This window comes from Leptothoe sp. PORK10 BA2, from assembly GCF_034932105.1.
Lineage (GTDB): Bacteria > Cyanobacteriota > Cyanobacteriia > Phormidesmidales > Phormidesmidaceae > Leptothoe.
Genome location: NZ_JAYGIG010000138.1, coordinates 11,922 through 34,678, shown reverse-complemented (window position 1 = coordinate 34,678; position 22,757 = coordinate 11,922). Strand labels below are relative to the sequence as shown.

At 51.9% G+C, this 22,757-nt stretch carries 23 protein-coding genes; 10 read left to right on the top strand and 13 right to left on the bottom strand.

Translation table 11 applies throughout. The features are described 5' to 3' along the window. Positions 1-358: 358 nt before the first annotated feature. Complete coding sequence (locus VB741_RS22425) at positions 359-802, bottom strand: DUF4952 domain-containing protein (protein ID WP_323367443.1); 444 nt, start codon at positions 800-802, stop codon at positions 359-361. Positions 803-1,157: 355 nt separating this feature from the next. Then, a complete protein-coding gene (locus VB741_RS22420) occupies positions 1,158-1,715 on the bottom strand; it encodes a protein-tyrosine phosphatase family protein (protein WP_323367442.1) in 558 nt (185 codons plus the stop codon). Positions 1,716-1,925: 210 nt separating this feature from the next. Here VB741_RS22420 and VB741_RS22415 point away from each other — a divergent pair, with 210 nt between their 5' ends. Together VB741_RS22415 and VB741_RS22410 are read left to right on the top strand one after the other, a co-directional pair. Then, entirely contained in the window at positions 1,926-2,525 is a 600-nt protein-coding gene (locus tag VB741_RS22415) for a hypothetical protein (protein ID WP_323367441.1), read from the top strand. Positions 2,526-2,753: 228 nt separating this feature from the next. Beyond that, a complete protein-coding gene (locus tag VB741_RS22410) occupies positions 2,754-4,070 on the top strand; it encodes a hypothetical protein (protein WP_323367440.1) in 1,317 nt (438 codons plus the stop codon). A gap of 125 nt (positions 4,071-4,195) precedes the next feature. Here VB741_RS22410 and VB741_RS22405 read toward each other — a convergent pair whose 3' ends face one another. The 4 genes from VB741_RS22405 to VB741_RS22395 all read right to left on the bottom strand — a co-directional run bounded on the left by VB741_RS22405 (position 4,196) and on the right by VB741_RS22395 (position 7,123). Next, positions 4,196-5,203, bottom strand: coding sequence for a VanZ family protein (locus VB741_RS22405; protein WP_323367439.1), 1,008 nt, complete (start codon positions 5,201-5,203; stop codon positions 4,196-4,198). A gap of 306 nt (positions 5,204-5,509) precedes the next feature. Further along, the gene (gene lepB / locus VB741_RS22400; RefSeq protein ID WP_323367438.1) at positions 5,510-6,592 is read right to left on the bottom strand and encodes a signal peptidase I; all 1,083 of its coding nucleotides are present in this window, start codon (positions 6,590-6,592) and stop codon (positions 5,510-5,512) included. 3 nt (positions 6,593-6,595) lie between these two features. After that, positions 6,596-6,724, bottom strand: coding sequence for a winged helix-turn-helix transcriptional regulator (locus VB741_RS26500; protein WP_442786430.1), 129 nt, complete (start codon positions 6,722-6,724; stop codon positions 6,596-6,598). A 267-nt stretch (positions 6,725-6,991) separates the two neighbouring features. Beyond that, positions 6,992-7,123 (bottom strand): hypothetical protein, encoded by a 132-nt coding sequence (locus VB741_RS22395; RefSeq protein WP_323367437.1) that lies wholly within the window; start codon positions 7,121-7,123, stop codon positions 6,992-6,994. Between the two features lie 76 nt (positions 7,124-7,199). On the opposite strand from VB741_RS22395, the gene VB741_RS22390 reads away from it, so the two are divergent. Beyond that, positions 7,200-8,213 (top strand): zinc-binding alcohol dehydrogenase family protein, encoded by a 1,014-nt coding sequence (locus tag VB741_RS22390; RefSeq protein WP_323367436.1) that lies wholly within the window; start codon positions 7,200-7,202, stop codon positions 8,211-8,213. Positions 8,214-8,217: 4 nt separating this feature from the next. Next, positions 8,218-8,667, top strand: a complete 450-nt coding sequence (locus VB741_RS22385) for a cupin domain-containing protein (protein WP_323367435.1) — start codon at positions 8,218-8,220, stop codon at positions 8,665-8,667. A 52-nt stretch (positions 8,668-8,719) separates the two neighbouring features. Here the strand turns inward: VB741_RS22385 and VB741_RS22380 are convergent, their stop codons facing one another. Next, positions 8,720-9,145 carry a hypothetical protein gene (locus VB741_RS22380; RefSeq protein ID WP_323367434.1) on the bottom strand — a complete coding sequence of 142 codons (426 nt, stop codon included), beginning with the start codon at positions 9,143-9,145 and terminating at the stop codon, positions 8,720-8,722. 214 nt (positions 9,146-9,359) lie between these two features. Next, positions 9,360-11,114, bottom strand: a complete 1,755-nt coding sequence (argS, locus tag VB741_RS22375) for an arginine--tRNA ligase (protein WP_323367433.1) — start codon at positions 11,112-11,114, stop codon at positions 9,360-9,362. A 279-nt stretch (positions 11,115-11,393) separates the two neighbouring features. Between argS and VB741_RS22370 the strand changes: the two genes are divergently transcribed. Beyond that, positions 11,394-12,902 carry a hypothetical protein gene (locus VB741_RS22370; RefSeq protein WP_323367432.1) on the top strand — a complete coding sequence of 503 codons (1,509 nt, stop codon included), beginning with the start codon at positions 11,394-11,396 and terminating at the stop codon, positions 12,900-12,902. On the opposite strand, the gene VB741_RS22365 is transcribed toward VB741_RS22370, so the two are convergent. Next, entirely contained in the window at positions 12,841-14,118 is a 1,278-nt protein-coding gene (locus VB741_RS22365; RefSeq protein ID WP_442786429.1) for an NAD(P)/FAD-dependent oxidoreductase, read from the bottom strand. The two genes, VB741_RS22370 and VB741_RS22365, sit on opposite strands and share 62 nt — an antisense overlap. 505 nt (positions 14,119-14,623) lie before the next feature. Between VB741_RS22365 and VB741_RS22360 the strand changes: the two genes are divergently transcribed. After that, a complete protein-coding gene (locus VB741_RS22360; RefSeq protein ID WP_323367430.1) occupies positions 14,624-15,688 on the top strand; it encodes a PDDEXK nuclease domain-containing protein in 1,065 nt (354 codons plus the stop codon). A gap of 28 nt (positions 15,689-15,716) precedes the next feature. Here the strand turns inward: VB741_RS22360 and VB741_RS22355 are convergent, their stop codons facing one another. Continuing rightward, the gene (locus VB741_RS22355) at positions 15,717-16,094 is read right to left on the bottom strand and encodes a DoxX family protein (RefSeq protein WP_323367429.1); all 378 of its coding nucleotides are present in this window, start codon (positions 16,092-16,094) and stop codon (positions 15,717-15,719) included. After that, positions 16,091-16,312 (bottom strand): DUF6737 family protein, encoded by a 222-nt coding sequence (locus VB741_RS22350; RefSeq protein WP_323367428.1) that lies wholly within the window; start codon positions 16,310-16,312, stop codon positions 16,091-16,093. The genes VB741_RS22355 and VB741_RS22350 overlap by 4 nt, the downstream gene beginning before the upstream one ends. Positions 16,313-16,786: 474 nt before the next feature. Here VB741_RS22350 and VB741_RS22345 point away from each other — a divergent pair, with 474 nt between their 5' ends. Beyond that, on the top strand, positions 16,787-17,581 hold the full coding sequence (locus VB741_RS22345) for a DUF1838 family protein (protein ID WP_323367427.1): 795 nt from the start codon (positions 16,787-16,789) through the stop codon (positions 17,579-17,581). A 33-nt stretch (positions 17,582-17,614) separates the two neighbouring features. Here the strand turns inward: VB741_RS22345 and VB741_RS22340 are convergent, their stop codons facing one another. Further along, positions 17,615-18,178: a Uma2 family endonuclease gene (locus tag VB741_RS22340; RefSeq protein WP_323367426.1), complete on the bottom strand. Its 564-nt coding sequence runs from the start codon at positions 18,176-18,178 to the stop codon at positions 17,615-17,617. 278 nt (positions 18,179-18,456) lie between these two features. Between VB741_RS22340 and VB741_RS22335 the strand changes: the two genes are divergently transcribed. Then, a complete protein-coding gene (locus tag VB741_RS22335) occupies positions 18,457-18,633 on the top strand; it encodes a hypothetical protein (RefSeq protein WP_323367425.1) in 177 nt (58 codons plus the stop codon). 297 nt (positions 18,634-18,930) lie between these two features. Then, complete coding sequence (locus tag VB741_RS22330; RefSeq protein ID WP_442786431.1) at positions 18,931-20,064, top strand: DUF4336 domain-containing protein; 1,134 nt, start codon at positions 18,931-18,933, stop codon at positions 20,062-20,064. Positions 20,065-20,156: 92 nt separating this feature from the next. On the opposite strand, the gene VB741_RS22325 is transcribed toward VB741_RS22330, so the two are convergent. Further along, complete coding sequence (locus tag VB741_RS22325; protein ID WP_323367423.1) at positions 20,157-21,218, bottom strand: tetratricopeptide repeat protein; 1,062 nt, start codon at positions 21,216-21,218, stop codon at positions 20,157-20,159. Between the two features lie 152 nt (positions 21,219-21,370). On the opposite strand from VB741_RS22325, the gene VB741_RS22320 reads away from it, so the two are divergent. Next, positions 21,371-22,642 carry a Caspase domain-containing protein gene (locus tag VB741_RS22320; RefSeq protein WP_323367422.1) on the top strand — a complete coding sequence of 424 codons (1,272 nt, stop codon included), beginning with the start codon at positions 21,371-21,373 and terminating at the stop codon, positions 22,640-22,642. Positions 22,643-22,757: the final 115 nt, after the last annotated feature.

Sequence of the window (22,757 nt, the reverse complement as noted above, 5' to 3'; positions counted from 1 at the left end):
GCTTTTCTAAGAACATGGGCCTGATTTGGAGTGAGGAGCGTACGATATGTTATTAGACATCTGGTCTGTCTCCCAATGCATAGTCGTCTCCTCGTCTCCTCGTTTAATCCCCGTCTCCCCATAAATTTGCTGCACTCGGGAAAATTGCGATCGCAGTGAGTAATTTTCCGGTGAGCAAGGCGTTAGCTGGCTTTATTCATGCGAAAGAGTGAAGCTTGTTTCAATTGTGACAAAGCCCACCATCATCTTGAGTAGAGCGATCACTGAGGCAAAGAAAGAAATCTTACGCTGATTAAAAAAATCTCCAAATACCAGGGGTTATCCTGAACAAAGGAGAACCTTACCCTATAACCTCCGATCAGGGTGATCCTAAATGCTTGGTAACGCGAACGTGAAATTGAGAAATATTGGGCCAGTCTTTGCGATCGCGCAGCAGCGTTTCCTCAGACCCCATGGAGATATGAAAGTAATACCCCTCTTCATCCGTATAGCTGGCGTGGCTAGGACGATTGGCGTCACCAGTGGTAGATTCCCAGACACAACAGACAAATCTTAGGGGCGCTAGATTAAATTCTCTTTGCAAAAATTGCTCTACACTTGCCGCATCAGCACCAGCCACAACATAGGAAGATTCCAAGCGGTCAAATTGAGGATTCTCAACCCTCTTGCAGTGAGTAAACTCTAACTCGGCTGGTTTCGCTTCCCATTTCTCTAGAAAATCTTCACAGACCTCCTTTGCCGTATTCGCTGGAGGACTACAGGCTTTTAAGAGCAGGATCGTAGCGCCAGCAAACATGCTCATTCGATAGAAATTTTTATCCCAAGGGGTGATCATATCTTAAAAGTTGTTCCTCCTAGATGAGACGACCATTTTACACTCAAGTGCAAAAAGAGTTGATAACCCTAGCAATGTAAGGATGGATTGTAGTGGTGTACAAACAGCCAGATGGCACCAATAGACCTGTTGGAAAATTAAAGTCGGGCAATAGCTTCCCTGATTCCTCCCCAATCTATGCAACCTCTTGATAGACGTTCCGGATACTCCCGAGTCAATGGTCGGAGCACATGGTTAAGCGGCTTATTTGTCTAGCCACTGCTCAACTCGGTCGTTATGCCATGTGTATTTTGGTTTGTGGGAGGAGCATCAAACTTATCTGTTAGAGTTTAGGGTTAGACCACTCGCCTCTCAATCGATTACATTCATCCAGCAAAGTATTTAGCTCTTTAAGAACTTTCCAGGGGTTGCGTCCTTGAAAGGGGGCAGCAATGACCGATTCATAAGGATTTCTGCCAGATTTCTGAACGGCAGAAATTGCAGCTTTGTGGGTAAGACCGCGCCCAGCCACAAGCCAAGCTGCTAAAACGTGTCCTGTGCGTCCAATGCCCGCAGAGCAATGAACAACGGCCTTCTCCTGCAACCGATCAGCGCATGCTAGGAACGGTAAAATTTGGTGGATAAGGGTTTGATGCGTGGCAAAGTGAAAATCCTGGATTGGTGACCAACATACTTGGTCTATGCCAAAGGTCTGTTGATAAACATCGAGCAAATCAGAGTAGTGTCTGAGTTGGGATTTAGGCAGCAAACAGCAGACGCGCTGAATATTTTGGGTTTGCATAAATCTAATCCACTCGTTAACTTGATTGTTGCTGTATTCCGGTCTGGCAGAGCCAAATACGATAGGTTCATGCCTGGAAGCTGGCGCAAATTTATACATATCGAGTGTTTGGAAGCATCTAGACGGTAATTTTAACTTTTAAGTTTTTGCATCAAACCAAATTTATAAGAGCATGGGTTCAGTAAACTATGCTAATTGAGCGATTGAAGCGGTATAACAACCCTGGTTCAGCCCATTGACTGTAGCCACTTGCGATGCCATAAAGTTTTTAGCAACCGCTGACCAGTAACCTATCTGACAAAACCCGCAATGAAACTGCCACCAACTGCATTTTGGACTTGGTTTCGCGGTTTCGCTGAACGACTCCCCAAAGACGACGTCCCAAACGATCTGCAAGACGAACTACTTTCGCAGCTCCACTGCTTTGATGATCGACTGTATTTTCTGCTGTCCACCAATGCCGTTCCTCACGAACTGATCATCACTGCCGAAGGCAACGCCGACGCCTTTTCATCTGCTGATAAACTTGTAGACGCCGCACCAACTTTAGTCGGTTGGCAATTCCTCGCTCTAAAACCTGCGATGGGTTTTGTCTTCCAACATACGGACGGAGAGATCTCGCTCGATGTTTCTGCTCTGTGGTTCATGCCAACAAATTCTTCTGATGACCCTCCTCAACTCGGTGTAATTATTGGGTTCCCGGATGCAGATTTTGTTCTTGAGAATCAATCGGTTGACACTGCATACACGATTCTCGAAACTGGCATTGGGGAGCGGTCCTGTATGAGTGATATCCAGCGTGTAACTGTAGATGACTTGCCCGATGATCCGGAATCGCACGGCTACATTCCGCTTCCACAACTTGCTGATTACATTGCGTTTCACAAACGGCGTTACAAGGTGGAATAACAATCGGTTCAACCGGATCTGCGGGCCGTGCGGTTTCTGAAATCACAGTCGGTTGGCCGCTGCCTGGTTAGTTGTCTCCCATTATTTCTAAGGTAAATGAGATATGGAGTGTTGTTATGCTGGGTTGCAGTTTTAGTAACCATAACCATTTAACAACCATTTCTATTTACGGTAGCAATGGGTTTAGTTGTATTCTCTGGCCAATAGTTTATCGAAGGATGTGTGGTGATGCAGGTTCAACGATTCGTCTATGGGGCAATTGGGTTATGGGTTGCGATCGCAAGCACTAGCCTTGCCCATTTTCTGCCCTTGTCCTCATTTCCCGTTATCGGACGCCCAGCGATCGCGTCCTCTGAGTCAACCGTTGCCTTTGAGCGCATGGGATTACCGCGTTCCGTGGCAAATACTGTGCGACGCACCTTTCAGCGAGACTATCAAAACCGCATCGATAACATTCGTATTGCTCACGTTAAACTTGCTACCTGGGAGGATTGTAACCCCGATTTACCCCAGGGGCGCTTCTCCTACCGTTCCTGTGAAACCACTCCTCGTAGGGGGTGGCGGGTCATTATCATGGCTGAGTTTCCGACCATTAATCAAACCGTGATGCGTACCTACTACGTCGATCGGCGATCGGGGGCTGTTGCCTCGCCCCTGGAAGATGTGTCAGAAGATATGCGATCGCACATTGCCACAACCCTCCAGGTTTCCCCAGGCAATTTGCAAATCCTGGCCGCACCAGAAGAAACCGTACTCCCAGCCACAGCCTGTCCAGACGGCGAATTCTGCCCAATTCCACCGATCTATTTGGGGTGGCGGATCTTAGCGATGGCCAATGGTCGTGATCACATTGTTCGCTTGCGGGGGATCGGCTCCCCCATCCCTACAAACACCTGGTTTGATGAAAACGATGAGGGCACCCTGGGCACCCTTCCAGCAGCTCTCGCGAATGCAGTGATGCAGGATGCCCAGGAACGGTTCAACACTCCTGAACTGATCCTCGCAACGGCTCCAGACGCACCAGCCAATATCGGTGTCCAGGTTGAATCGATTCAACCTGTTGCTTGGAACGAATGTGGCGGTGGTGGTGGTCCCTCCCAGCCGATGCGGGGCGCCTGCCCCAATGTGACTGCCTCTGGATGGCGAGTAGTTGTTGCCGGAGGGGTAAGTTCCGAGCCGCTCCGCCTGGTTTACTACATCCGGCAGGGAGCTGGGGCTGGGGACTGGACACTCGACGGGTTGCAAAGTCTATCAGAAGCTGCCCAACGTCGAATTCTTGCCCAGGTCGCAGAAGATACCGGAATTCCCACCTCCGGTCTGCGCCTGTTCTGGGCAGATGCTCGCTTCTTTGATCGCTGTTTGAATACCCGCGAAGGTGTCCCCAGTTGCGGCATGGATATTCGTCCAGGGTGGGCAGTGCAAATCCTAGTCGATCAGACAATTCCCGGCACGGCGATACAGCAAACCCTATTGGTCTACCACACCAATATCACAGGCACTGATGTTCGTCTGGTGAGCCAGGGTCCGTGGATGCCACCCCAGTGATGTGGCCAATGTGCGAGTACTTGTGGCACATTGTTCACATGCCATTGGGCTCCAGAAATCGGAACTTGACGGTCAATTGGTTGGATGCCCGATTCAACGGGTAGATGGGGGCTATGGGGCGGTTGCTATAGAGGGCTCAAGCTGCCCCGATTAAAGAACCTGCTACGCCAACCGATAAAGCTGCCGACCACACCACCGACAAGACAGCTGGCCAGGTCAAAAAAGGCAGAGCTTCTGCCATCTACATAATGCTGCAGGAACTCAGTCGTTAAGGCATAACTCAACACGATTATCCCGGCGGTTGCCAGAGCTTTAGCGGCTGAGCTGCTGGAATTAAACAGGACCGAGAACCATAGCAGTCCAAGGGGGAGAAACAGGATGAAGTTAGTAATAAAATCTTGTATGTGTCGTTGCTTGGGCGACAGAAAATGAGGGCTGTCTGCGTTTGTGTAAACTGATGGCAGTTCCAGTGGAACAATGGGTTGCATCATTCCTTGGTCGAGAATGAGCCCATCTGCCCTATCGGAAAACTCAAAAGCTGTAACGGCATCTGGTCTCTCTGTTGCTGCCACGGGTGCCCTATAGCGTTCAACGACTTCCGTTGCTGACATCGGTCCTTGGTAAAACGCCAGCTGCTCAATACGCCCGAGCCATGGGCGGTCGCCTGTTCGTTCATTGCCTAATAACAACGGGTAACTGGTATCCCAGTTAGAAAAATCACCGGTAATTTCTCCAGATTGTTTTTTTAGTTGACCATTAATGTAAATCTGGCAATTGAAAAAATCATAACTAACAACAACATGCAGACGTTTTTTCGAGGTGAAAACATCAGGAACAACAATTTCTTGTGGAGCAGCAGTAAGATCAGTTTCAGACGTTCGTAGGCGAAAGACTAAATCATTTTTGTGCTGACCTAAGACAAAGTTTCGATGAAATGGGTCCGGGGAGTAGGAGATAATGCGAGCTGGGCCAAACTGATTTCCTGGAACGGCATCTAGCCAGGCTTCGATGGTTAACCCTTTGCCCGCATTCAGCTGTTGGGATAAGCCCTGGGGTGGTGTGACACTTGTAACGATGCCGGGACGTTGAAACTCAAGGCTACTGTTATTAGAGTTTAAGGTGGCACCGTTCATGCAGGTACTACAAGGTACGGAAAATTTGAAGGGCCAAAGTGTTAGTACTAGGATGATGACAGAATAAAAAAATAACAGAATTCGCATATTAGTGGATATCCTAGATGTTTAAATTACCTATACATACATTAGTGTGACAGTCCCTATAAATTGGAGTCCTATATAAATTGGAGTTCTATCTGTTAAGCGCAATGAGCCTATGATGAAGATAGCTCAATAATGATACCCCACAGCTACAGTCAGGTTATGGGCAAGCACCCTAGGCAGCACCCGATGAATCGAATATCCTGGTCTGTTAGTCACTAATTAGTCCTTTGCCAGGGGTTGAACCCGATCGGGTGGCCAGTAGATTTTGTAAGCTGCCCCTAAAATGTTAGCTTCAGGCACATAGCCCCAAACATGGGAATCACCACTGTTGTTACGATTATCACCCAACACAAAATAACTGTCGGCAGGCACTGTTTCGGGACCCCATTCATAGGCAGGTGTTGCTTGAATATAAGATTCGGTAAGAGCGAGATCGCCGACATAAACACGACCTGCCTTAATCGCTATCTGTTGACCTGGCAACCCAATCACGCGCTTTACGTATAACAGATCATCGACATTTTCAGGTAGATCCTCCTCAGGTAGATCGTTGAGGGCTTGATCGGGTGGGGTAAATACAATAATGTCGCCAACCTGAGGGCGATAGGTGTGCTTACGTCGGACAAAGAGACGGTCGTTGACTTGTAGTGTGGGGGCCATCGACTCACTTGGGACAATACATTGCTCAACCGCCTGCCGAACCCAACCCGGTGTTAACCCCAAGGACAGCCGCACGATTAACATACCCATAATCAGAAGTGCGATCGCACCCGATTTATACCCTGTTCGATGGGGAAAACTGACGTACACATGGTAACAACTCAACACCCAAATCAATGGTGGCATGGGGACCAACTGGGGCATAGAATTCGCTAGCCAAGCGGTTAGAATCCCCGTCAACAGAAATATTCCTCCAGCCAACGCTTGCTGTAGATATAAATGTCCCAATCCAGGCAGCAGCTGGGATAAAAAAACGGCATACCAAGGGTCGTTTGTTCCCTGGGGTACTGAAATCCGGGTGCTGTATCCCGGCTGGGTGCCGCGATAGGCATCCAAAATACTAAAGCTATACACTAGGAGGAAGCCTCCTATGGTCCAAAATCCTCTCATGGTTTGGCCATTGGCCCCAAAAATAGACCAGGTGGCATAGCCGATCATGACCACTGCTACCAGTACCAGGCTAATTCCCTTTGCCCAGAAAGCACTGTATAGCTGTCCCAAACCTGGAAACACCAGCGAATAGTTTACCGCTAGCCATGGGTTCAGACGATTTGGTGTGATTGATGGAAAGGATGATTTCATGCTTCAACTATCGGCACCATGGGAGAAAATTTGGGACAGCTGTTTTGTGGGCATTCTCTGGGTGATTTCTGGCATCAAGCGGCGCAGTGTATTCAACCGGATGGTCTCTGATAACAAATGGTAAAGGCTCACGCCTTTTCACTGGTCGCCAATGACTTCTAAAGCCGCTGCGACAGGACACCCTTCGTGATAGTCATATCAAGTTGGGGGCATCAAGGGACTCCTTTAGTATACGAATGGATACTAGGTATCAAGAAAGTGTGTACTTACGATATGCTTATGTATAGCTCATTCTCACTATATCTTTACAACAACAAGGTGTCGTGAGATGGTTGAACAATTGACTATCGTAGCGAGAAATGAGGCTAATGTTGGCAGATCGATCGGGTCAAAGCTCACTTATTCAGGCTGATTGAGCCAACGTTGAAGAAAGCAGGTTGGCTCCAACATGACCGACATCAGGACAACGACAATCCCGCCGTATTTCTGTTCTACGAGAACTGTGAGATCGATGAGCTGTGACAAACCCATAGGAATAACACATTGAACGAAGTGACAAGACTTTAAACTGCCTGCAATGGCACTTAACTAAAATTGGAGATCAACGATGAAGGCCGTAGCCTATAAATCCCCTGGACCGATTGACCGAGAAGATGCCCTACTGGATATTACCCTGGAGACACCCAAAGCTGAAGGTCGCGATCTGCTCGTCAAGATTATCGCCGTTTCGGTTAATCCCGTAGATACAAAATTGCGCTTGCGTAAGCCGCCCGCAGAGGGTGAATGGGGCATCTTGGGATTCGATGCCTCCGGTATTGTGGAAGCCGTTGGGTCAGAGGTGCAGGGTTTCAAACCTGAGGATGCGGTGTTTTATGCTGGCTCCTTTATCCGACCCGGCACCAACAGTGAATATCACTTGGTGGATGAACGCATCGTTGGCCCCAAACCGGCCAGTGTGAGTCATGCCGAAGCCGCCGCGCTGCCCCTGACGGCGATCACCGCATGGGAAATGCTATTTGATCGGCTCGATGTCCAGCGTCCAACCCCCCAGGGCGGCAAGACCATTCTGGTGATTGGCGGCGCAGGCGGCGTTGGTTCTATTACCATTCAACTGCTGCGGGCCATGACGGACCTGACGGTGATTGCCACCGCCTCTCGTCCCGAAACCCAGGCTTGGGTGCGCGAGTGCGGAGCCCACCACGTGCTCGATCACCGACAGCCCTTAGCCCCGCAGGTTGAAGCTTTAGGCCTGGGTGCTCCCGGTTTTGTGTTCTCAACAACTCAGACCGCCCAGCATCTGGCGGATATCGTCGCACTCATCGCGCCCCAGGGTCGTTTTGGTCTGATTGATGACCCAGAAGATTTGAACATTATGCCGTTCAAGCAGAAAACCGTATCGTTACATTGGGAATTTATGTTTGCTCGCTCCCTATTTGGGACGCCGGATATGGCGGAACAGGGTCACCTGTTGAGCGAAGTGGCCAAGCTGGTGGATGAGGGGAAGATCCGTTCCACCGCTACGGCAGTGGCGGGCAAGATTGATGCTGCCACCCTGCGCAAGGTGCATAGCCTGATTGAAAGCGGCTCTACTCGTGGCAAGATCGTGCTGGAGGGATTCTGATGATATGAAATATACCGATCTCCTAGAACATCCCGAGGGTGGCCGTTATCTTGAAGTGTATCGCTCTGGAAAAACAGTTGCGACTGACAACAAAACAAGAACTGCCCTCACCCACATTTATTTTTCGTTGGATCCCCATGAGGTGAGCCGCTTTCATCGGGTGAGTCATGATGAAGTGTGGAATTTATACCAGGGGGAAGGGCTTTATCTTTATCAGTGGGATGGCCGTTCTTCTACCCTTGAGTCCATTGAACTCTCAGGGCAGTCCATGAACTTCTGTCATGTGATTCCTGCTGGATATTGGCAGGCGGCTGTTCCCTTGAAGGATCGGGTGCTGGTGGGCTGCTCCGTTGCTCCAGGGTTTGAGTTTGAAGACTTTGAGCTAATTGATGCCAATTCACGGGTGGCTAAAACCCTGCTCCGGATGGATGCAGGGTTATTGAAGCTACTTTAGTTTGAATATTAGCTTTACCTTGATATGAATGCCTGATATCACCTGATATCAGTTATGGAGTGTATTCTTCGATGGGGCCGTTGTAGTCGATGGTGACGTTGCGATCGCGACCTAGACCTGTCACAGTCACCACGCTGAGGATCGTGTATTCCTCTTCCAAAGCCACGGCACTGGGTTCGCCCCCTCGAATGGTAAAACGCCAAGAATTGGGACCGATCATCTCGCACGGTGATTCGACCACCGCGCCATGCATGGCACGTTCAGCGCGGTAAAAATTTAATCCCCCGTTGGTCACTTCTGCCATTTGCCGAGCTTCATTTTTAGCTGCATTCAGGGCAATCTGTTCTTTTGGCGTCGCCGCAGTACAGGCGGTACCGGTGCCTGAGCTTTGCTTTTCCATCGGTTGCGCGGTGGTGGGTAGGGCCATGGCGATGACTGAGGCCAAGATGAGACTAGGGACTGTAATCGTATGCTTCATGGTGAGCTTCTCCTGAGGGCAGAGTTTTCTGTTATAGACTACATCGCCCAAGAGGGATTTCAGCACCGTTGGATAGCTGTATGCTGAAATCCATTGATACCCTGTGATGTAGCCTGTATGCGCTGCATGGTGACGACTAGCTCACCGCCGGGCGTGCTTCCGTAGGCGACCGGCCACCCGGCTTGATGGCCGGCTGAATGGGGTGTTAGGGGACTTACATCCGCTCTAGGACTTGAATCCCGAGCAGTGTTAGACCCAATTTGAGGGTGCGGGCAGTGAGGTCACATAGCATCAGTCGGGAGGTGCGCTGGGGTTCCTCTGCCTGTAGAACCGAGCAGCGATCGTAGAACTGGTTGAACTTTTGGCTAAGTTCAAACAGGTACTGACAGAGGCGATTGGGAAAGAGATCCCGCTCCACTTCCAGCAAGATGGTGTCGAGGGCGAGCAGGTGTTTGGCCAGGGCTAACTCCGTGTCATCCTCTAGCACCATGGGAGCATCCCCCAGCTGGGTAAAGTCAATGTCGCCCTTGCGGCTGATGCCCTGCACCCGCACATAGGCATAGAGCATGTAGGGGGCAGTATTGCCTTGGAGGGCCAGCATTTTGTCGAAACTAAAGATGTAGTCGCTGGTGCGATTTTGGCTGAGGTCGGCATATTTGACCGCCCCCAAACCTACAGCGGTGGAAACCTCTCGGATAAAGTCCTCGGACTCTTGGCGGTTTTCGTCCTTAATGCGCTGTTGTAGATCCTGTTCTGAGCGAGTAACGGCTTCGTCTAGGAGCGCTTTCAGCTTGATGGTTTCGCCCGAGCGGGTTTTGAGCTTTTTGCCGTCTTCTCCTTTGACTAGGCCAAAGGGAATATGCACCAGTTCCACCCCCTCGGGTATCCAATGGGCTCGCTTGGCTACTTGAAAGACCTGGGCAAAGTGGTTGGCTTGTCCCGCATCGGTAATGTAAATCACCCGCTGGGCTTTTTCGTCAATGGTGCGCTGACGGATGGCGGCGAGATCTGTTGCAGCGTAGTTAAACCCTCCGTCAGATTTTTGCACAATCAGGGGTTGGGGGTTGCCGTCCTTGTTGGTAAAGCCTTCTAGAAAAACAACCTGAGCCCCTTGATTCTCTTCTAATAAACCGAGGGCTGTGAGATCTTTGGCGACATCGTCCAGGAAGGGATTGTAAAAAGATTCTCCTCGCTCTTGAATGGTGATGTCTAGGCGGTCGTAGATCTTTTGAAACTCTTTTCGGGACTGTTCACATAGCAGCTGCCATGCCTTCCGGGCTGTCTTTTCGCCGGACTGGAGGTCAACTACAGCCTCACGAGAGATAGTTTTGAAGTCTTCGTCTTCGTCAAAGCGCTTTTTGGCTTGTTTATAAAACTCCACTAGGTCGCCGATGTCTATGGCCGAGGACTCGGTAATGGCCTCTGGGCAGACATCCCGCAGATGGGTGATCAGCATGCCAAACTGGGTGCCCCAGTCGCCCACATGGTTGAGGCGCAACACGTCATGGCCGAGGAATTCTAAGGTGCGGGCGATGCATTCGCCGATGATGGTGGAGCGCAGATGGCCCACGTGCATTTCTTTGGCGATGTTGGGACTGGAGAAGTCAACGATGGTGCGCTGCACCGGGTTAGCCATGGGCACCCCTAGGCGCGGGTCCAGGTAAACGGCCTTGAGTTGCCCTTGCAGATACTCGGTTTTGAACTTGAGGTTGATAAAACCAGGCCCGGCGATTTGGGGTGGTTCGCACAGGTCATCAATGGTGAGGTGCTCGACGATTTTGGTTGCGATCGCACGAGGCTTATCCTTCAACCGCTTTGCCAGAGACATGGCCACATTCGCCTGATAGTCACCAAACTGGGGATTATTCGTCGGCACCAGCACCGGGTCTGTACCTGCCAAATCGGGGCCAAACGCATGCACGAGGGCTGTTTGGAGGCGTTGTTTTAGATCGTCGAGGGTGGATAACATGGAAACCGATGGATAAAATCTTTCACCTTGGTCAGCAGAACGAATATCCCTGCAACCTTTGCATGACCCAGCCAATGGGATGGGCAAGCAACCTATAGCCTATCAACTCGACCTACACATTGCGCCAGATCATCCATGGGGAGCCAAAAAAAACTGTGTCCCATTGTCCCATCCGGGCGATGTCCCCATGGTTTGATCTAAGTAAATATGGGTGCTGTGCCTGGAATCCCTAGGGCAGGACTTGAGGTTTCTCCTGGGGCCTGAGTCCATGTCGGTTTCTTGGCTCGTCGCCATGTCGGTTCCTTGGCCCGTCGCCATGTCGGTTTCTTGGCCCGTCGCCATGTCGGTTTCTTGGCCCGTCGCCATGTCGGTTCCTTGTTTGATTTTTGTACTGTTCCTATGACTGTGTTTTCTGGTTTTCCCCATGGGTCTCGTTATCTGGTTCGTTTGAGCATTAGCGCCCTGACCGCTGGCACCCTCACCCTCACGAGTTGGGTCTCGTTAGCCGCCATGGATGTCTGTGGTTCTGCCGCGATGGCCAGTTTTCAGTACGGCCAGGATGGTCGGGATGGTCGCCCTGGTCGGGATGGTCGCCCTGGCCGGGATGGTGTCAGCCAAACTGTGCGAGCCACGGGGGAATCCATTCTGCTGGACCTGTCTGGCACCGATGGCGAGGATGGCAGCCATGGGGAAGACGCTGAATGGGTGCGCTGTCGGCAGCAGCCCCGGAACGAACGCCGTGATTTACAAGCGGCAGACGGGGGTGACGGGGGTGACGGCGGGGCTGGAGGGCGCGGTGGCCATGGCGGAACCCTGACGGTCCAGTACACTAACCCCAGCGACCTACGACAGATTTTAGTTACGGCGACGGCCGGTCGCGCCGGTTGGGGCGGTCGTGGTGGGGATGGCACAGACGGATGTGAGTGCCAGGATCACCATTGGACTGTAGATGTGTGCCAGGATGGCCTTTGTCGGCGAGAAGAGTACGAGTGTGACGATGGCCATGACGGGTCCGACGGTCGGAATGGCAGCAATGGCGGAGAGGGCAGCCTAGGTCAGCTGGTCTTAATCAATCAGCTAGAGCCCTTGCCCTCAGAAACACCGAGCCAGTCCCTAGCAGTTTCAGGCTTGGCCAACCAAACGATTACCTTGTCCCGGAACCTATGGGAAACTCGCAGCGGGGCTAGCAATTTACTAGCTGCCGGTTCCACCATTGCCAACAGCTATCAGTTCTATACCGGCCACATTGAGCGGCAATTTACCCTCGATTGGCAGGCTCCCCAGGCGGCCCAAACATTTACCGAGTCAATGGGTCTGGAGCTACAGCCCAGCGGGGAGGTGGCCATCGACTTTCCTGACGCCTATTGGCTGTTGGGGGAGACGTTAGAACAAGAGACGTTGACCACCTATCGAGTCGATGGCATTGTGCCAGTGGCAGAAGTGACTCAGCTGGCGGTGGGCCAAGTGGATGGCCGCAGCCGCACCTTTGAAATAAATGTAGTGGATTTGGCCCAGCGATCGGAGGTGCTCGATACCCGGTTTGAGGTGCGCTACAGCACCTCGGGCGATGACGGTCGCCGTCGTCGCTACAACTTGGAATTTGAGGGGCCCGTGCCAGAGGATCTAATTGTGCAGGATCACAATCGATTTACCTTGTCCCTAGGACGCCTGCCGATTCCTTCCCAGTTTCTGAGTGGTGGCACCCAAGCCCAGGTTGAACTCAAGATTATTCGCTCCTTTGGGAGTAATGTGGCGGAACAGACGCTGACTTGGGAAGGCCAGATTTAATCTCCTGCCCTGCTAACCAACCTGTTGTCCAGGCACTCTGAAAATTAAATCCGCCGGTAATGCCGTCGATGTCGAGAATCTCTCCAGCGCAGAAGAGACCTGGGCAGAGGCGGCTTTCCATGGTTTTGAAATCAACCTCTTTCAACCGAACACCACCACAGGTGACAAATTCATCCTTGAAAACGCCCTTGCCTTGAATGGAATATTCTCCTTGGCACAGTTCTTGGGTGAGTGTGTTGATGGCTTTGTTGGAGAGGGTGGCCCACTGGGCTTGCAAGTCAATGTGGGCCCGTTCTACAAAGTAGGTCCACAGACGTTTTGGGGCAGGGGTGGGATTGTGGTTGGCAATGGCTCTTTTGCCTCCCTCCCCCTTGGCCTGTTGCAACTGGGCTCGGACCTCATCCTGACTCAGCTGGGGTAACCAATTAATCAATACGGTTCCTTGGTAACCCTGGTCATGGAGACCCCGGGCACCCCAGGCGGATAGCTTGAGGATCGCGGGTCCGCTCAGCCCCCAGTGGGTAATCAGGACCGGGCCAGTTTGGATCAAGGGCTGCTTTTGCCCGACCAGTTTTAGTTTGACCTCCACCGGGTTCATGGATAGGCCGCTGCGCTGTCTGAGGGCGGTGTCTTTGATGGTGAAGGTAAATAAGGACGGTACCGGTGGTTCGATGGTGTGGCCGAGGCTTTGGGCGATGCGATAACCCTGGGGGCTGCTGCCGGTGGCGAGGAGGATGCGATCGCACCCCACCTCCCCCTCCGTTAGCCCCAGGGAGAATCCCCCAGGGGTTTTAGTTACCTGTCTGACGGGCATCCGCGTTTTGATGATCACCCCTGCCTGCGAGGCGGCTTGCATCAGGCAGTCCACAATGGTGGTGGAATCATCGGTGACGGGAAACATTCGCCCATCGGCTTCGGTTTTTAGCTTCACCCCGTGCTGCTGATACCAGGTGATGGTGTCTTGGGGTTGAAACCGGGAAAATGCCCCCCGCAAGGCTTTGCCACCACGCGGATAGTTTTGCACTAGCTGGGCCGGATCAAAACAGTGGTGGGTGACATTGCAACGACCGCCGCCGGAGATGCGCACCTTGGCTAGACATTCGGGACCGGCTTCGTAGAGGGTGACGCTGGTTTGAGGTGTGGCGGCTGCGATCGCACCAAAAAAACCGGCTGCCCCACCACCAATGACCGCTACTCTCTGTTTATCCACACCCATGGTCCATACCAACCTTGCCCCCCAGACTGCAACCCTGGGGCACGTTACCCCACCCACCCTAAACTAAAGGGCTCCCATTAGTTCTCCGATTATTGAGGCGCTTCCATCAGGGATGCCTTCTTGCCCTGATGTTGAGCGCCAAAAATGAAACCAATATTTTTCGGTATCCACCAGAAAATTGATATTTTGTACTTTTATTCGCCTATATTAATAAATGTGAAGGCATCTAAGATTTCTGCTGTAGAAGTCAAGGTGCTGAATAGTGATGATTGCCTTGGCTGCCTAGACTCTTTGAGGTTTTGGGCAGCCATTTTCTTTTGCAAGTTATTGTGGTAATTATTTTGAATTATTGAGAAATATAACAGTATAGCTACGATGAAGCCAGATAAGATAAGGCTGCGCCGTTCCATGCATTCTTTCGCCGCAAGGTCTAGGGGGTGGGTTGTGGGCCGAGTATAGTTGGGCTAGCTTTCTCCCCTTAGGCGCTTGCAGTTTTTTTCTAGCCATGGCCAATTCCCTGACCCCCGATAACTATCGTCAGTTTTTGCAATCCCTCAAGGATCGCATTCGCTCGGCCCAGGTAAAAGCAGCCTTAGCGGTGAATCAAGAGCTGATCCTGCTCTACTGGCAAATTGGCCGGGAAATTTTAGCTCGGCAGCAGCAGGAAGGTTGGGGCACGAAGGTGATCGATCGGCTAGCCAAGGACCTGAAGCGGGACTTTCCTGAAATGACCGGCTTCTCGGCCCGCAACCTGAAATATATGCGGGCCTTTGCCGATGCTAATCCCGATGGGGCATTGGTACAGCAGGTCTTTTCCCAAATTCCCTGGGGACACAATGTCCGGCTGTTAGACGTGCTCAAGGATCCAGAAGAGCGACTATGGTATGCCCGCCAAACGATTGCAAACGGCTGGAGTCGGAATGTGCTACTGCTGCAAATTGAGCAGGGGGTACACCATCAGCCGGGGCCCAGCGCCGCCATTACTAACTTTGAACGCACCCTGCCGCCTGCTCAGTCAGATCTGGCCCAAAACCTGATTAAAGATCCCTATAATTTTGATTTTCTGACCCTGGCGGCCGATGCCCAGGATCGAGACCTAGAAACGTCTTTACTCAACCACATCCGTGACTTTCTGCTAGAGCTTGGGGTGGGCTTTGCCTTTGTGGGCAGCCAGTACCCCATCCAGGTGGGGACTAAGGACTACACCCTGGATCTGCTGTTTTATCACCTCAAGCTGCGCTGCTTTGTGGTGATCGATCTAAAGCTAGGGGAGTTTGAACCGGAATTCTCCGGCAAGATGAATTTCTTTGTCTCTGCGGTGGACGATCTGCTGCGTCACCCCGATGATCAGCCCACCATTGGCATGATTTTGTGCAAATCCAACGATGCCACCGTGGCGGAGTATTCTCTACGGGATGTGAATAAACCCATTGGTGTGGCCACCCATCGTTTAGGACGGCAGCTACCGGCGGATTTACAGGGCACATTGCCAACGGTCGAGGAGCTGGAGCAGCAGTTGGAAAATGCCCAGGTGGCGGGGCCTAACAGAGCGATTGAAGTAGGCTTGTAGTCCTATAACCTCCCTGATCTAACTACTCTTATCTAAACCTACCCTTATCTAAACTGGCTGCTCCCGCACCTGTGTAAATCACCATTAGCAAGCCACCTATCAGCCCCACATTTTTTAGGAAATCATTGAGCTTTTCGCCATCGGCTAGAAAGTTGTGGAACATTAGCGTTGCCGGAATTAGGAAGATGATTATCAGCAGTGCGCCGATTTTGACTTTGTAACCCAACAGTAGGGAGAGGCTACCGGCCATCTGGCAAAAGATCGTGCCTGCGGCTAATAAACCACCGAGGAAGAGCTGTTGGCCCAGCATAGTGGCAAAGCCATTGAATCCTATGAGGTGAGTGATGCCCGCCTTTAAAAAGATCAGGGCTAAGCAAATGCGGGCGGCGAGGGGTAGATACTTCATTGGTCAGATTGGCTGGTTTCGTAGTTCTTGGGGACTAGATACAGAAACAGGTACCACCACGCCAAAATCATCAGGGCGGCCGGTGTGGTAAGCCACCAGCGATGCAGCCATACCCAACTGACGGTGGGGATGGCCAGTCCGGTTAAAACGATGGACCAGGGCTGACACCACCAGGGTTTTTGCTGCCACATGGACGGGGATTTTGCGGATGGTTCCATACTTTAGTTTCTAATGTTGAGTTAACCTTAGCGAAAAAAAAAGCGGTTGAAACAGCATCGCCGCTTCTTCCGCTTCTTGTTAACCCACCCCAGGAGCTGCCCGTTTTAAAACAGACAGCCCCGGTCCTGAACTTGCTAGCATCAACGGACGCTAACAAAACCTGAGGAGTTCTCTGGCAACTGCTTAAGCCCCGTGACGTAGCCCTTAGCAGTGACCTCATGGATCTAAACTGAGCCTCGATGCATACAATGTTGCGAAGGTGTTAGAAACATGTCGAACTATCAACTTGATTTAAGAATCCCATGGAAAGATGACAAATAGGTTTATTTACTTATTTTCTTTAGAATTGCCTTCTAATGGTTGCAACATATACCTTTTCTGATTGATCCCCAGTCAGGATTGAGTGGATAGGCAAGGGGATTCTCATATTTCGGTGGTTTTTGGGATGGTTTTTTTCGTTAGGTGCGTTAGTCATGTCTGCTTTGGATGTTTCCTGTGATGTCAATAATCTGGATTTTTATCGCCAGTACCATGGCCAGCAGCTTTACTACCGTTGGGAAGGGACGGTTTGGTGGCGGTTGTCGCCGGAGGGACCTTTGGAAAGAATATTTGCGATCGCAGGCATGAACGCCACCAAGGTTTTCCTCTGCTCTGGCGAAAATGGCGAATACGGCCACCGCATTAACCGGGAGCTGGGTCTGTACTGCGATCCAGCAACCGGCGATGTGCTCACCCATTGGCAGCCTTTTCCCAGCCAACCGCCCGTGTCCGTCGTGCCCATTGCCAATCGAGTGGTGCAGGGGGATGTTTCCCCTAAAACGACTACAATCCCGGCCGGTGAACCCTACCTGAAGAAGGTGCAAGAAATTCCCTTAACCTATCCCCATCCCTTGGCCGATGATCCCCAATACCGCGACCATTGCCCTGGCCAGTTCTTCAAAGGCACCGAATATTTCACCACCTATGCCGTGCGCCCTGGGGTGCAAGCACCGACTCCCCTATGGGCGAGGGATTGCCCCTGGCTCCCTTGGATGAAACTGGGCTATGAACATCCGGCCCGGCTGCGATTTGAAACGACGATTCAGCGGGTGGATCACTTTGAGCAGCTAAATCCAAAGCTGATCGAGGTGATTCGGCAGCGGGTGCCGATCTACGAGCACACCCCAGACGCCACGGATGAACCTAATGTGACCAGCACCACCTACTTTAAGCAGTATTTTGAGGCCTACCAGGCAGGGGCAGAGTTTCCGATTCAAGAGCGTGAGTAGTCGTCGACAGTAGTCCTGGCGCAGCCTATCCCACTATGGGTTTATGAGGTCATATACCTGGATGTTTATATCCTGAAAGTCCATAGGCGATAGGGTGCCAGTTTTCAGGATCTCTGCCGTTGTGTATTGCCCATGCTGTAAATCTTTGAAGACATGGAGCTGTTTATCCTTGAGGTTGACGACCCAATATTCTCGAATTCCAGCTTCTGCGTAGGTGATCTTTTTAGTGGTCAGGTCTTTGGTGAGGGTGGCGTTAGAAAATTCGATTAGCCAGTGAATGTTGCTGGGGTAGGGATGGTGTTCCAGATAGACGGTGCCGAGGGGTTTGATGATCGCTAGGTCGGGAATGGGTTCTGAGTCATTGCTGAGGGTGATGGGGTGCGCTTCACTGACTTTGGCCCGACTCCCGAGCAACGCCCGCAGGTAGTCGCCAGCTTCACGGTTGTAGTAGGCATGAGGTTCGCCCTCTGGCGGCATAACGACGATTTCTCCCCGCAGTAATTCGATGGGCTGATTGTCCGGTTGGTCGTCGAAGATGCCCGCTTGGATGGCCTGGTGATAACGGTCAATGGTCCATTTATAGGTGGTGACGGTCATAGGTAGCCTAGCCTCACACGACGATGATTTTGGATTGAGAGTTTGGGTGGATCGGGTTAGTTCTTAGTATGGCAAATTTGGGATCCCCTGCTGAACGATGCAGGGCAGTGCCTCTGGGAAGTATAAAAATACGGCAAGGCTTTCTCCTTTGGAGCAAAGATTACAGAATTTTTATTGACTCAGGTCTATAACAGGAATTAGACCCTTGAAAAGCTCAAGGACATTGTGATCGAGCTGTTCAGTTTGGGCATAAACATTAATACTGGGAATCAAGCAGAATGAACTACACAATCACTGAAAGCCAAAAAACGAAAATTATTGATGCACTCCGGTTTGCTGCGGATACAGCCAATGTCAGAGTGGCCCGTGAGTGGAACAAATTAGCTGACTATTTAGAGGTGTTAGATCCTGGCACCCTGCCCAGCCAATCCCCCGAAAAGTCCACGTCTCGCTAACCATGGGCCCCATCAAAGTGTTCTTCCACCTCTCAAAAGCCTCTGCCATGACAGAGGCTTTTTTATGGGTGTAGGTAGACAAAAATCAGGATGTTAACGAACAACCCTGAAATTGGCTGCATCAACGGATGGGGGTACCAGACTCAAGATATGCCCTACATATACCGTTGTTGATTTAGAGGATGAACCGAACCGCCTAAAATACTAAAGCTTGAGTTTGGTTCTGGAGGATAGGGTGTGTCTGAATCGCGGTCAGGGGATCGTTCCGCCGATTGGTCTTGGCCATGGTGGCCGTTGATGCCGTTGTACCCCTATGGACAGCGGCGCACCCTGCGCAGGGAGGTTGTTGCCAACCAGGTTTGGACCTTTGATCAACTCCAGGGCATTTTGTACGTGGTTGTGCCCATCCGCATGACTGTGATCCGTCTGGCCGCTGGCGGCTTGCTGGTCTATGCCCCCATTGCTCCTACCCCAGAGTGCATTCGCCTGGTCCATGAGCTAGAAGCTATCTACGGCCCGGTCAAGTACATCATTCTGCCCACGGTGACGGGCCTGGAGCACAAGGTTTTTGTCGCCCCGTTTGCCCGCAAGTTTCCTGTGGCTCAGGTCTATGTCGCCCGCCACCAGTGGAGTTTTCCCCTCAATCTACCCCTCAGCTGGCTGGGATTTCCCCTGGGCCGTACCCACTGGCTCCCAGAAAATCCTGCCGATGCTCCCTTTGGGGATGAGTTTGACTATCGGGTGCTGGGGCCAGTCAACTTGGGCATTGGTCCTTTTTCGGAGGTGGCTTTACTGCATCGGGCGTCTAAAACCCTGTTAGTGACGGACTCAGTGGTGTCCATTCCAGCTGATCCGCCACCCATTGTGCAGTTAGACAGCTATCCGTTACTGTTTCATGCCAAGGAGAGTGCGGCGGATGCCCCAGCGGACAATGCTGAGAATCGGCGCAAAGGCTGGCAGCGTATCGTCCTGTTTGCTTTTTACTTTCGGCCCGATGCCTTGAAAGATCCCCAATGGAGTCAGGTGTTGCAAGCCAGAAAGCAGGCGTCGGATCGGTCTAAACGGGCTTATTTTGGTCTGTATCCCTTTGATTGGCAGCCTAGTTGGCAGCAATCCTTTGATTGTCTGAGTGGCCAGGGGCGATTGGTGGTGGCTCCCGTTTTGCAGGCCTTGATTTTTAATCGGGGGGCCAATGCGGTTTTGACTTGGGCCAATCAGGTGGGTCAGCTCGGGTTTGAGCGGGTGATTCCCTGCCATTTAGATGCACCGATTCAGACGGATGGCGACACATTTCGCCAAGCCTTTGCGTTTTTGTCGCCGGAGAATCGGTCGGGTCGGGGGGGCGAGTTGCCAGAGGCGGACTTTGGTTTACTGAATCAGATTAGCCGACGGTTGGAGACGTTTAGGATTACTCCGCCGCCTGGGCCTTAGGGCTTGTTAAAAAATAAGATCATGGCTTTGTTGATTTAAATCATGGCTTAACAAGCCTTTCAGGCTTATCCCATGAAGTAGTTTCTTAACAGCTACTTAGTGAGGAAAAGCAAGGTGCTGTAAATCTGTAGGGCAGTGTCCCAATCGCTGGGTTTGCGGCGGTTGAGGTCTAGGTAAACCGGCATGTAGGGCAGCAGGGACATCATTTCTAAAGCGCCTTGGCCAAAGTTGGTGAAGTCCTCCTGGGTGGAGCAGTTGGTGCTGCGCTGGATGGTCTGCCACAGGCCGTTCCAGCGCAGGCGGCTGGAGGTGAGATTGGTTTGGTCGGGGATGAGGGCAACGCTTTTACGGAATTCGTAGGTGCGATCGCACCCCCGCAAAATAATCTTCCGCCCATGAACATGCAGGTCCAGCACCTGGGCATAGTCCTGCACCAATTCCTTCCGCTGGAGTTTTCCCCTGGGGTCCTTATCATTCACCTGCTCAAACACCGGCAGCTGTGCCCTGACCATCTGGGTCACCTCAGACCAATCAAACTGGATGGAACCCATCTGCCCCGTGGGACTCTGGCACACCACCACCGGCTGGGGTAAAACCGCCTGAAAATGCTTGACCTGAAATACTTGGACAGCCTTGAGTTGGTCAAGGGTGGCCCACACCGTGGGTATTCCTGCCGCTTCCAGAGCCTCTCCGTAATACTGCATCTCCCCAATCGGCCCGGTGCGCTGCAGCCGTAGTCCCTTTTTAGGCAGTTGTAACCGCGCCATATAGGGATCAATCCTCAGCACTTCTGCCATTCCCACCGCCGCCTGCTGGGCATTCTCCGGTGGTTTAATTACCAGCACCCCAGGCTCTTCGCTCCCCAGGACGGCCTTAGCCTCATCCAGTGCTTCCCGACGACTTGATTCCCGCGCCTGCTGCACCCGTTTTAACCCAGTCCGCGCCTGCCCCATCAGCTTGGGGTTATTCACCCGTTTGAGAAACGTCAGGTAGGTTTTCTCCGCCGCATCCCACTGGAGCGTTCCTTCCTGCAACCGTCCAATAGACAGCAGCACCAGCGGGTCCTTGGGCGCTGCCTTACGCCACTGTTGGATCAGTTGCTTAGCCCGGCGATAGTCCTGGGCGTCAAGGGCAGCGGTGACAAGTTGATGCATGGGATGTTAGATGCAACGGTTAAGATGGCCAAAACTGCTCCTATTTTACGCTGCTCCCTTAAAACAGGGCGGTGGAGCCATTTCCACCCAGTCCTTAAAACCGATGGTGTAAACCCGTGGCTAAAATAGGTGAAGCAACGTCAACATTTTCCATGCGTACCCCTCTGTTTCTGACCCAGCTATTGACCACCAGCCTATTGGGGGTGGCCATTGGACTGGGTCTGGGCTGGAGTCGACAAGCTGCCACTGACAATACGGCTGCCTATACCCTGGCGGATACCCCGGCCCTAGCGACCGGGGAGGTACCCATGGAGTTCTTGGTACTAGCGGGAGGGGGAGCCCCCCACTACAACGAAATTGCCCTCGAAAAAAATGTTCACTACTTTCAGCGTACCCTCAGCACCCTAGGTATTAGCCTCAGTCATGTGCGCCAGTATTTTGCCAATGGCAATGACGGTGACGCCACCGTTCGGTTTATTAATCTTGTCGGCCAGGAACAGTTTAAACCCCCAGACATTGACCAGCTCAATGGTCCTGCCACGGTGGATAATGCCCAAGCCTGGTTCGAAGGGTTAGGACAAAAATCACCCCCTTGTCCAGCCTTTTTCTATTTCACTGGTCACGGCGCCTATAACGACGAGAACCCGGACAACAATGCGATGATCCTCTGGGAGGAACAGTTTGTTTCAGTGCAACAGCTCACTGGCTGGCTAGACCAACTCCCCCCCGATCAACCCTTGGTCACCATGATGGCCCAGTGCTTTGCGGGCTCCTTTGCCAATCTTATTTACGAACAAGGTAACCCGGACAATCCCGTTGCCCTGCACAATCGCTGTGGCTTTTTCGCCACCGTTGACGAGAGACCCTCGGTGGGCTGCACTCCGGAAGTGAATGAAGCTGACTACCTTGACTATAGCTCCAGCTTTTTCGCTGGCCTTAGCGGTGTGGACCGGACGGGAGAGCCTGTCGCCTCGGCTGATTATGATGCTGATGGCAAAGTTTCCTATGCCGAAGCCCATGCCTTTGCCAAAGTCGATGAAGAGACGACCGATTGGCCTGTTTCGACGGTGGAAGTGTGGTTGCAGAAACAGGCTGGGGAAGAACAGATTACGGAGATTTTTGCCCAGCCCCTAGGGCAATGGGTGGCCCAGGCGGAGCCCCAACGTCAGTATGTGGTGCGTGCCCTGGGTAACAAGCTGGGGCTGGATTTGGACCAATCCTATTCAGGCCAAATGCCCCCGGTGGATTTTGAATCTGTGACGGGCGCTTACTGGGTACGTCTGGGGATGGAGTTGATCAATATTGCTGTGATCCAGGAGATTAACCAGAGCGGTAGTGCTGAAATCCAGGCTATTTTGCAGAAACTCACTATCTGTGAAAATGGCAGCTTTTCCCGGCCAAACGTGACCAATACCAACTCATAAAACTTAGACAACCTTGAGTATGGTCACTACTCTCTTAAATCTAGATGACGAGCTATTTTCTGAGAGTATGTCGCGCCTTTCAGATGCTTCAGGAGACTATGAATATGACTTCTCA

What these genes read in the sequence shown, in the direction of transcription:
- VB741_RS22425 (WP_323367443.1), bottom strand. Translation starts at nt 802, where the DNA reads ATGAGCATGTTTGCTGGCGCTACGATCCTGCTCTTAAAAGCCTGTAGT.
- VB741_RS22420 (WP_323367442.1), bottom strand. Translation starts at nt 1,715, where the DNA reads ATGTATAAATTTGCGCCAGCTTCCAGGCATGAACCTATCGTATTTGGC.
- VB741_RS22415 (WP_323367441.1), top strand. Translation starts at nt 1,926, where the DNA reads ATGAAACTGCCACCAACTGCATTTTGGACTTGGTTTCGCGGTTTCGCT.
- VB741_RS22410 (WP_323367440.1), top strand. Translation starts at nt 2,754, where the DNA reads ATGCAGGTTCAACGATTCGTCTATGGGGCAATTGGGTTATGGGTTGCG.
- VB741_RS22405 (WP_323367439.1), bottom strand. Translation starts at nt 5,203, where the DNA reads ATGAACGGTGCCACCTTAAACTCTAATAACAGTAGCCTTGAGTTTCAA.
- lepB (WP_323367438.1), bottom strand. Translation starts at nt 6,592, where the DNA reads ATGAAATCATCCTTTCCATCAATCACACCAAATCGTCTGAACCCATGG.
- VB741_RS22395 (WP_323367437.1), bottom strand. Translation starts at nt 7,123, where the DNA reads ATGGGTTTGTCACAGCTCATCGATCTCACAGTTCTCGTAGAACAGAAA.
- VB741_RS22390 (WP_323367436.1), top strand. Translation starts at nt 7,200, where the DNA reads ATGAAGGCCGTAGCCTATAAATCCCCTGGACCGATTGACCGAGAAGAT.
- VB741_RS22385 (WP_323367435.1), top strand. Translation starts at nt 8,218, where the DNA reads ATGAAATATACCGATCTCCTAGAACATCCCGAGGGTGGCCGTTATCTT.
- VB741_RS22380 (WP_323367434.1), bottom strand. Translation starts at nt 9,145, where the DNA reads ATGAAGCATACGATTACAGTCCCTAGTCTCATCTTGGCCTCAGTCATC.
- argS (WP_323367433.1), bottom strand. Translation starts at nt 11,114, where the DNA reads ATGTTATCCACCCTCGACGATCTAAAACAACGCCTCCAAACAGCCCTC.
- VB741_RS22365 (WP_442786429.1), bottom strand. Translation starts at nt 14,118, where the DNA reads ATGGGTGTGGATAAACAGAGAGTAGCGGTCATTGGTGGTGGGGCAGCC.
- VB741_RS22360 (WP_323367430.1), top strand. Translation starts at nt 14,624, where the DNA reads ATGGCCAATTCCCTGACCCCCGATAACTATCGTCAGTTTTTGCAATCC.
- VB741_RS22355 (WP_323367429.1), bottom strand. Translation starts at nt 16,094, where the DNA reads ATGAAGTATCTACCCCTCGCCGCCCGCATTTGCTTAGCCCTGATCTTT.
- VB741_RS22350 (WP_323367428.1), bottom strand. Translation starts at nt 16,312, where the DNA reads ATGGAACCATCCGCAAAATCCCCGTCCATGTGGCAGCAAAAACCCTGG.
- VB741_RS22345 (WP_323367427.1), top strand. Translation starts at nt 16,787, where the DNA reads ATGTCTGCTTTGGATGTTTCCTGTGATGTCAATAATCTGGATTTTTAT.
- VB741_RS22340 (WP_323367426.1), bottom strand. Translation starts at nt 18,178, where the DNA reads ATGACCGTCACCACCTATAAATGGACCATTGACCGTTATCACCAGGCC.
- VB741_RS22335 (WP_323367425.1), top strand. Translation starts at nt 18,457, where the DNA reads ATGAACTACACAATCACTGAAAGCCAAAAAACGAAAATTATTGATGCA.
- VB741_RS22330 (WP_442786431.1), top strand. Translation starts at nt 18,931, where the DNA reads ATGCCGTTGTACCCCTATGGACAGCGGCGCACCCTGCGCAGGGAGGTT.
- VB741_RS22325 (WP_323367423.1), bottom strand. Translation starts at nt 21,218, where the DNA reads ATGCATCAACTTGTCACCGCTGCCCTTGACGCCCAGGACTATCGCCGG.
- VB741_RS22320 (WP_323367422.1), top strand. Translation starts at nt 21,371, where the DNA reads ATGCGTACCCCTCTGTTTCTGACCCAGCTATTGACCACCAGCCTATTG.